We start from the raw sequence: 7,319 nt of genomic DNA on the forward strand, positions 1-7,319 counted from the left end.
CGCCGACGTCGGCGCAGGCGCGCACGGCCTGCTCGGGATCCATGTGCACCGGGCCCAGCATCCAGCGCGGCGAGTACGCGCCGATGGGCAGCAGCGCGAGGGCGATGCCCGGCAGGCGTCGGCCGATCTCCTCGAAGAAGTGGCCGTAGCCGGTGTCGCCGGCGAAGTAGACCCGCCGGCCCGCGCCGTCGGTGAGCACCCAGCCGCCCCACAGCGAGCGGCAGGTGTCGGTCAGCGTGCGCTTGCTCCAGTGGTGCGCCGGTACGAAGTCGAAGCGCACGGGCCCGCCGGGCGCGGGCAGCTCCGCGGCCTCCCACCAGTCCAGCTCGGTGACGCGGGTGAAGCCGCGGCGGCGGCACCAGCGGGCGAGCCCGGCGGGCACGAACAGCGGGGTGGTGCGCGGCAGCCGCTTCAGGGTGGGGCGGTCGAGGTGGTCGTAGTGGTTGTGGGAGACCACGACGGCGTCGATGGGCGGCAGGTCCTCCCAGCGCACGCCGACGGGGGTGACGCGTGCGGGGGTGCCGAGGATCCGGCGGGACCACAGCGGGTCGGTGAGCACGGTCAGGCCCCCGATGCGCAGCACCCAGCTGGCGTGCCCGGCCCAGGTGGCGGCGACGAAGACGAGCGCGACGGCGAGCAGCAGGACGGGCCGTACGTTGGCCGCGAACTGCCGCCAGGAGGTGCGCTGTACGGCCGCGTAGAGCAGCGGGGGCAGCACCAGCGGCAGGATGAAGTCGGGCGGGATCTCGACGTTCGGCACGAAGGGCAGCAGCGCCAGCACCCCGCCGAGCACCGTCATCAGCACCGGCGCCGGCAGCCCGAACCGCTGGGCGACGGGGATGGTGACCAGGGCGCCGAGCACCAGGGTCAGCAGCAGCGTGAGCTGGTCCACGGGCGTCGCGCCGCCGCGGCCGTCAGGCGCTGTCCGCGCGTACGGTGTCGAGCGCCCGCCGCAGGTCCTCCGGATAGTCCGACTCGAACTCCACCCACCGGCCGTCCTCGGGGTGCTCGAAGCCCAGCCGTACGGCGTGCAGCCACTGCCGCTCCAGGCCGAACCGCCTGGCGAGCACGGGGTCGGCGCCGTACGTGAGGTCGCCGACGCACGGGTGCCGGTGGGCGGACATGTGCACGCGGATCTGGTGGGTGCGGCCGGTCTCCAGCTTGATGTCGAGCAAGCTGGCGGCGCGGAACGCCTCCACCAGGTCGTAGTGCGTGACGCTGGGCTTGCCGTCGGCGACGACGGCCCACTTGTAGTCGTGCACGGGGTGGCGGCCCACGGGGGCGTCGATGGTGCCGCTGAGCGGGTCGGGGTGGCCCTGGACCAGCGCGTGGTAGCGCTTGTCGACCGTACGCTCCCGGAACTGCTGCTTCAGCAGCGTGTACGCGCGCTCCGACTTGGCCACCGCCATCAGCCCCGAGGTGCCGACGTCCAGCCGGTGCACCACGCCCTGCCGCTCGGCGGCGCCGGAGGTGGAGATGGCGTACCCCGCGGCGGCCAGGCCGCCGACGACCGTGGGGCCGCTCCAGCCGGGGCTGGGGTGGGCGGCGACGCCGACGGGCTTGTCGACGACGACCACGTGGTCGTCGTCGTGGACGACGGTCATCCCGGGCACCGGCTCGGCGACGATGCGCACCGGCGCCGCCGGCGCCGGCATCTCGACCTCCAGCCACGCGCCCGCCGTCACCCGGTCCGACTTGCCGGCCTCCTGCCCGTCGACGAGGACCTTGCCGGCGCCGGCAAGTTCGGCGGCCTTGGTCCTGGAGAACCCGAACATCCGGGCGAGCGCGGCGTCGAGCCGCTCGCCTTCGAGGCCGTCGGGTACGGGCAGGGTGCGGATTTCGGGCACGGTACTCACCCGGGAAGTATCGCAGGCGCGTACGGGCGCGCGGGTCAGCCGCGGTGGACGGTGCCGTCGGGGTCGAGACCGCGGAAGGACAGGATCACGATGAGGATGCCGCCGCAGACGATCGCGGAGTCCGCCAGGTTGAACACCGCGAAGTGCTCGGGGGCGATGAAGTCCACGACGTGGCCCTCGAAGAAGCCCGGGGAGCGGAAGAGGCGGTCGGTGAGGTTGCCGAGGGGGCCGCCGAGCAGCAGGCCGAGCGCGATGGCCCAGGGCAGGCTGTAGAGCTTGCGCGCGAGCCGGGCGATGACGCCGATGACGATGACCGCGATCAGCGTGAAGATGACCGTCATCGACTCGCCGATGCCGAACGCCGCGCCGGCGTTGCGGACGACCTGGAAGCGCAGCAGGTCGCCGACGACCTCGACGGAGCGGTTGTCCGGCTCCAGCCGGGAGACCACGATCAGCTTGGTGACGAGGTCGAGGGCGTAGACGAGGGCGGCGACGCCGAGGAGGACACCGATGCGCCTGGGGCCGCTGGGGGCCGCCTCCCGCGCCTCGTCCTCGGCCTCTCCCGCCGCCGCGGCCCCGTCGGTCGCGGGCGTCCCGCCCGCGGTCCCGGCCGGATCGGCGGTGTCGGCGTCGGCCACGGCCTTCTCGTCCGCCGCGGAGGCGCCCTCGTCCTCTCGGCGGGGCTCCGTGGCGTCCCCGCTGATCCGCTCCGCCTCTGTCACGTGTGTCCTCCGGTGCGCTGACTGGGGTCGAGAGTACGGCACACCCGTACGAGCCGCCGCACCACAGCCCGCAACGCCGCCCACCGCCCCGTCAGCGCCTCCGGAGGCCCTTCAGCGGCGCTCCTGCCGCTGCTTGCACTCCACGCACAGGGTGGCCCGCGGGAACGCCTGCATCCGCGCCTTGCCGATCGGCTTGCCGCAGGACTCGCAGCGCCCGTACGTGCCGTCGTCCAGGCGCAGGAGGGCGCGTTCGGTCTGCACCAGCCGCTCCCGGGCGCCCGCGGCGAGCGCCATCTCGTGCTCCCGCGAGATGTTCTTCGTCCCCGTGTCGGCCTGGTCGTCCCCGGCGCCGCCGCCGGAGTCGCGCATCAGCCCGCTGACGGCCTCCTCGGAGGCGCGGATCTCCGAGCGCAGGCTCGCGACCTCGTCCAGCAGGCCCTGGCGGGCCTCCGCGATCTCCTCGGGAGTCCAGGGGTCCTCCCCCGGACGCACGGCCAGCTCCCCCGGTTCTGCCGGGGCTGCCGTCCCGCCCGCCGCCTCGGCGACCGGGGCCTCCACCACCTGCGTCTTCTTTGCGACCACCGTCTTGGCTCCCGTCTTCTTCCCCGGAGACGTCCTGGCGGACGTCTTCTTGGCCGCCGCCTTCTTCCCCGGCCTTCCGGCCGGGGCGGCGGCCCGTGCCGCGGTCCTGCTCGCGGGCTCGGTCCTTGCGGCCGGCGCCTTGCGGGCCGCGGCCTTCTTCGCGGGCGGCGACTTCTTCGCGGAGGCGGCGCCGCCGGCCGCCCCCGCGGTCGCCGCCGTCTTCTTCCCCGCAGCCTGCTTCGTGGCCTGCTTCGTGGCCTTCTTCGCGGCCTTCTTCGCCGCCCGCTCCCCCGTGGCCTTCGCGGTGGCCCGGCCGGCGGCGGGCTTCTTCGCCGGCGCCTTCTTTGCCGCCGTCTTCTTCGCCGCCTTCTTCGCCGTGGTCTTCTTCGCTGTGGACTTCTTCGCCGCCGGCGCGGTCTTCTTCGCAACCATGGCCGGGACCCCTTCACATATTGTGATCTTGTTCGCGAACGGTGCCGGAACGATAAATCGACACTGGGTCCGCGGCAACAGGGCACGCCATGGCTGACCGGTCTCAAAACGTTGTGCCCAGCCGTACGCCGGGTAATCCCGGGCTTCCGCTCGCCTGTCCGGTTTGCCGGCACTGGGCCGAACGGCCCAGCGGCCCGCGCCGCGGAAACCCGGTCGGCGGCGCGTACCCCGGGGCCGTACACTGTCGGCAGCGACAGGTGTGGATGGGGACGAGTACCTCCGTACGCAGCCGAGGAGCGACCCGGGGACGGTGCGAGCCCGGGCGGCGTGCACGGAGCGAAGATCACCCCGGAGCCGCCGGAGGAAAGCCCCCGGGCGAGTAGAACCGGCAGCGCTGCCCCAATGAGGGGGCGGTGGGCGCGCCGCGCGCGCTCCGCCGCCAAGGAGGGTGGTACCGCGGGAGCCCCGGCTCTCGTCCCTCCGGTTCGGCCGTCAGCACGCCAGCCGGAGGAAGAGTCCGCGATGAGCATGCCCCTGTACCGACCGGTACCCGCCCAGGTAGACCTGCCCGCCCTCGAACACGCCGTGCTCGACTTCTGGCGCGAACAGAAGGTCTTCGCCCGCTCCCTGGAGCAGTCCGAGGGCCGGCCCGAGTGGGTCTTCTACGAGGGCCCGCCCACCGCCAACGGCATGCCGGGCGCGCACCACATCGAGGCCCGCGTCTTCAAGGACGTCTTCCCCCGCTTCCGCACCATGCGCGGCTACCACGTGGCGCGCAAGGCCGGCTGGGACTGCCACGGGCTGCCGGTGGAGCTGGCCGTGGAGAAGGAGCTGGGCTTCAACGGCAAGCAGGACATCGAGGCGTTCGGCATCGCCGAGTTCAACGACAAGTGCCGCGCCTCCGTCCAGCGGCACACGGACGCCTTCGCCGAGCTGACCGAGCGGATGGGCTACTGGGTCGACCTGGACGACGCGTACTGGACGATGAACTCCGAGTACGTGGAGTCCGTCTGGTGGTCCCTGAAGCAGATCTACGACAAGGGCCTGCTCGTCCAGGACTACCGCGTCTCCCCCTGGTGCCCGCGCTGCGGCACCGGCCTGTCCGACCACGAGCTGGCGCAGGGGTACGAGACCGTCGTCGACCCCTCGGTCTACGTCCGCTTCCCCCTCACCTCCGGCCCGCTGGCCGGCGAGGCGGCCCTGGTCATCTGGACCACCACACCCTTCTCGCTCACCGCCAACTTCGCGGTCGCCGCCCACCCGGACGTCACCTACGTCGTCGCCACCGACGGCACGGAGCAGGTCGTCGTCGCCGAGCAGCTCGTCGGCAAGGCGCTGGGCGAGGGCTGGGAGACCACCGGGCAGTCGTTCACCGGTGCCGAGATGGAGCGCTGGACGTACCGGCCGCCCTTCGACCTGGTCGACCTCGCCGACGCGCGCGCCGCTCACTATGTAGTCAACGCCGACTACGTCACCACCGAGGACGGCACCGGCCTGGTCCACCAGGCCCCGTTCGGCGAGGACGACTTCAAGGTCTCCCGGCAGTACGGCATCGAGGTCGAGGTCCCGGTGCGCGCGGACGGCACCTTCGGCGAGGAACTGCCGCTCGTCGGCGGCCAGTTCTTCAAGAAGGCCGACGAGACGCTGGTCGCCGACCTCGACGCGCGCGGGCTGCTCTTCCGCCACGAGCCGTACGAGCACAGCTACCCGCACTGCTGGCGCTGCCACACCCCGCTGATCTACTACCCGCAGCCGTCCTGGTACATCCGCACCACCCGCGTCAAGGACGCCCTGCTGCGCGAGAACGAGCGGACCAACTGGCACCCGGACTCCGTCAAGCACGGCCGCTACGGCGACTGGCTCGACAACAACGTCGACTGGGCCCTGTCCCGCAACCGCTACTGGGGCACCCCGCTGCCCATCTGGCGCTGCGCCGACGACCACCTCACCTGCGTCGGCTCGCTGGCCGAGCTGACCGAGCTGACCGGCACCGACCAGTCCGCGCTGGACCCCCACCGCCCGTACATCGACGAGGTCGCCTTCCCCTGCCCCGCGGACGGCTGCGCGCTGCGCGCGGAGCGGGTGCCGGAGGTCATCGACGCCTGGTACGACTCGGGCTCGATGCCCTTCGCGCAGTGGGGCTACCCGTACAAGAACAAGGACGTCTTCGAGACCCGCTACCCCGCGCAGTTCATCTGCGAGGCCATCGACCAGACCCGCGGCTGGTTCTACACGCTGATGGCCATCGGCACGCTCGTCTTCGACAGGTCCTCCTACGAGAACGTGGTCTGCCTCGGCCACATCCTCGCCGAGGACGGCCGCAAGATGTCCAAGCACCTGGGCAACATCCTGGAGCCCATCCCGCTCATGGACCGGCACGGCGCCGACGCGGTGCGCTGGTTCATGGCCGCCGGCGGCTCGCCCTGGGCGGCCCGCCGGGTCGGCCACGGCACGATCCAGGAGGTCGTGCGCAAGACCCTGCTGACGTACTGGAACACGGTGTCCTTCCAGGCGCTGTACGCCCGTACCGCCGGCTGGGCGCCCTCGGCCGCCGACCCGGCGCCCGCGGACCGGCCGCTCCTGGACCGCTGGCTGCTCGGCGAGCTGGCGGCGCTGACGGCCCGGGTCACCGACGCCCTCGACGACTACGACACCCAGCGCGCCGGCAAGCTGCTGTCCGCCTTCGTCGACGACCTGTCCAACTGGTACGTGCGCCGCTCCCGCCGACGCTTCTGGCAGGGCGACGCGGCGGCCCTGCGCACGCTGCACGACGTGCTGGAGACCGTGACGCGGCTGCTGGCCCCGGTGGTGCCCTTCATCACCGAGCGGGTCTGGCAGGACCTCGTGGTGCCCGTCGTGCCGGACGCCCCGGCGTCGGTGCACCTGGCGGCGTGGCCGGAGCCGGCCGCCTCCGGGGCCGCGGCGTTCGACCCGGAGCTGTCGCGGCAGATGCAGCTCGTACGGCGCCTGGTGGAGCTGGGCCGGGCCTCGCGGGCGGAGTCCGGGGTGAAGACCCGCCAGCCGCTGTCGCGGGCGCTGGTGGCCGCGGCGGGCTTCCCCTCGCTGCCCGAGGAGCTGCGCGCGCAGATCACCGAGGAGCTGAACGTCACCGCCCTGGCCACGCTCGCCGAGGCCGCCGGCGGCGCGGCCGGCGGCTCGCTGGTGGACACCACCGCGAAGGCCAACTTCCGCGCGCTGGGCAAGCGGTTCGGCAAGCGGGTGCAGGACGTGGCGAAGGCCGTCGCGGCGGCGGACGCGGCGGCGCTGTCGGCCGCGCTGCGCGACGGCAGCGCGGCGGTGGAGGTCGACGGCGAGACGGTGACGCTCTCCCCGGACGAGGTGATCATCACGGAGACCCCGCGGGAGGGCTGGTCGGTGGCCTCCGACTCGGGCGCCACGGTGGCGCTCGACCTGGAGATCACGCCGGAGCTGCGCCGCGCGGGCCTGGCCCGGGACGTGATCCGGCTGGTCCAGGAGGCGCGCAAGAACTCCGGGCTGGACGTCGCGGACCGGATCCGGCTGCGCTGGTCGACGACCGACGCCGACGTCCGCCAGGCGCTCACGGACCACGCGGGGCTGATCGCGGAGGAGGTCCTCGCGACGGACTTCGCCGCGGGCGACACGGCGGAGGCCGCGGGCTACGGCGAGGCGTTCACGGACGAGCCGCTGTCCCTGACGTTCCGGCTCGTACGGGCCTGACCCCGGCCCGGCACCGTACGGCGCCCCG

Annotated in this window: 5 protein-coding genes; 1 reads left to right on the forward strand and 4 read right to left on the reverse strand. The window is 73.2% G+C overall.

Annotated elements, in window-relative coordinates:
- The 4 genes from H5J30_RS12120 to H5J30_RS12135 form a co-directional block, all read right to left on the reverse strand.
- The coding region (locus H5J30_RS12120; protein ID WP_220188820.1) for an MBL fold metallo-hydrolase at positions 1 to 892 on the reverse strand (892 nt) is incomplete at its 3' end.
- A 22-nt stretch (positions 893 to 914) separates the two neighbouring features.
- A complete protein-coding gene (locus tag H5J30_RS12125; RefSeq protein WP_181787442.1) occupies positions 915 to 1,856 on the reverse strand; it encodes an RluA family pseudouridine synthase in 942 nt (313 codons plus the stop codon).
- 35 nt (positions 1,857 to 1,891) lie between these two features.
- Entirely contained in the window at positions 1,892 to 2,578 is a 687-nt protein-coding gene (gene lspA, locus H5J30_RS12130) for a signal peptidase II (RefSeq protein ID WP_181787443.1), read from the reverse strand.
- Positions 2,579 to 2,689: 111 nt separating this feature from the next.
- Complete coding sequence (locus H5J30_RS12135; RefSeq protein WP_181787444.1) at positions 2,690 to 3,592, reverse strand: TraR/DksA family transcriptional regulator; 903 nt, start codon at positions 3,590 to 3,592, stop codon at positions 2,690 to 2,692.
- Positions 3,593 to 4,114: 522 nt separating this feature from the next.
- Between H5J30_RS12135 and ileS the strand changes: the two genes are divergently transcribed.
- Positions 4,115 to 7,291, forward strand: coding sequence for an isoleucine--tRNA ligase (gene ileS, locus H5J30_RS12140; RefSeq protein ID WP_181787445.1), 3,177 nt, complete (start codon positions 4,115 to 4,117; stop codon positions 7,289 to 7,291).
- Positions 7,292 to 7,319 lie beyond the last annotated feature (28 nt).

It is taken from the genome of Streptomyces phytophilus, from assembly GCF_013870535.1.
GTDB classification, from domain to species: domain Bacteria; phylum Actinomycetota; class Actinomycetes; order Streptomycetales; family Streptomycetaceae; genus Streptomyces; species Streptomyces phytophilus.